At 54.1% G+C, this 1,737-nt stretch carries 1 protein-coding gene and 2 pseudogenes; all 3 read left to right on the top strand.

The genetic code is table 11. The features are described from left to right. Positions 1-90: 90 nt before the first annotated feature. Positions 91-213: pseudogene (locus EO133_RS20620) on the top strand (polyketide cyclase); the annotation flags it as partial. Positions 214-553: 340 nt separating this feature from the next. Further along, complete coding sequence (locus EO133_RS18015; RefSeq protein ID WP_127074049.1) at positions 554-919, top strand: hypothetical protein; 366 nt, start codon at positions 554-556, stop codon at positions 917-919. Between the two features lie 47 nt (positions 920-966). Beyond that, positions 967-1,721 (top strand): annotated as a pseudogene (locus EO133_RS18010) (IS5 family transposase). The last annotated feature ends 16 nt before the right edge of the window (positions 1,722-1,737 follow it).

Genomic DNA, 1,737 nt, shown 5'->3' with positions numbered 1-1,737 from the left:
CCCCAACATTGTTACCTTTCAGGTAATCGACATGCTTCGCGGACGGCGACATGGTCCTGTGATGCATACTAGCTCCGAAAGGAGCGAAATCATGAGATTCAGCCTAAGGAAGGTGGCAAGCAATTAATGTCTTTCCGAAACTTCACAACTGGGCAGAGCCATTCCTTCGGCGGCACGTACCTGAAACTCGTTCCCGGTGAGACGCTCGTCTACATGGGAATTGGCCATTCTCCACAAAGTCGCCGTTGCAGCAATTACACCGTTCAGTAATGATCCAGCGACGCTGATTGGAAGGATGATAGTTTTGTCGCTCGCTGTGAAAATAGGAGCGTCGTACACATCAACAAAAGGCTGGAAAGGGTGGAGCGAAGTACGACTCGTACATAGGCATGCTACTTTCTGATCTACAGTTTGCCTTTCTAGGAAAGGAATTCGAGTTTCACTTTCCATATTTTATTTTGACCGCACAGCGCGATGGTAATCGACCATTCTTCAAGATTCGTGCATGCGGTAGAAGTATGATGCTCCTACAATACCACCCAGGGGTCCAAAAATGTCTCTCTTTCTGCTGCCTGCGGCAATCTCCCTTCTTTTTGTTGTTCTTCACTACTTATCTGGTGGGCCCGAGGTAGTGCGCCCTTTGCTCAAATCGAGAGAACTACCAAGCGAAGTGGTCTATGTTCTATACTTGTGCTGGCATGTGGTGACCATGATCATGGCCGCATTCGTAGTTGCCTATGCTGGAGCGGCGTTTGAGCCTTCCTTCCGGGCGTACGCAGTTGCGGCGACAGTCTTCGCTGGCGCGATGACCGTTTGGAGCTTGATTGTGGTGATCTGGAAGAGACAAAGCCATCAAAAGATGCCGCAGTGGGTCGCGTTTCTCTTCCTAGGGTCCAAACCCAATCAGCTTATTGAATAGATGCTGCAAATCAGATTCTTTGGCTTTGGATTGAGCTGGAGGCGTTGATGAGCAGACTGTTTTGGTTGAGCGATGAAGCATGGGCGGCCATTGAGCCGCACCTCCCTCAGAACCAACCTGGGGCGCGCCGGGTTAATGACCGGCGGGTGATTTCGGGAATTATACATATGCTCAAGTGCGGCGGGCGCTGGGTTGATTGCCCTGTCGAGTATGGCCCTGCGACAACCGTTTATAATCGCTGGAACCGCTGGAGCCGTCGCGGCATCTGGGCACGCATCCTGGCCGCGTTAACCGAACAGGGCTGGATAGCCGAAACAGCCCAGATCGACAGCAGCTATATCAAGGCCCATCGCTGTGCAGGCGGGGGAAAAGGGGGGCGAAAGCCAATGCCATTGGCATCTCGCGTGGTGGCCGGACCACCAAGGTCCACGCGCTCGTCGATGTTCTGGGAAGGCCGCTCCGCCTCATCCTGACGCCCGGCAACGCCTCGGACATGACGGGTGCCGATCTGCTCATCACTCATACGATGGGCATGAAGCGGCTCATCGCTGACCGGGGATATGATGCCAATCGACTTCGGACCACTCTGCGCAGCCAGAACACTATCCCCGTGATCCCTGGCCGCAAGAACCGCAAGCGCATAATCCGTTACGATGAGAAGCGCTACAAGGACCGCTGGCGTGTCGAAGCCACGTTCTGCCGCCTCAAGGATTTCCGCCGTGTCGCAACACGATACGACAAACTCGCCCGGAATTACCTTTCCGCTGTCATGCTCGCGGCCGCAGTCGCATATTGGCTATGATTGAGTCTCGACCCTA

This window comes from Pelagibacterium lentulum (assembly GCF_003992625.1).
Taxonomy (GTDB): Bacteria; Pseudomonadota; Alphaproteobacteria; order Rhizobiales; family Devosiaceae; genus Pelagibacterium; species Pelagibacterium lentulum.
Note: the sequence above shows the minus strand (reverse complement) of the source record. Positions and strands in the feature narration are given on the sequence as shown.

What these genes read in the sequence shown, in the direction of transcription:
- EO133_RS18015 (WP_127074049.1), top strand. Translation starts at nt 554, where the DNA reads ATGTCTCTCTTTCTGCTGCCTGCGGCAATCTCCCTTCTTTTTGTTGTT.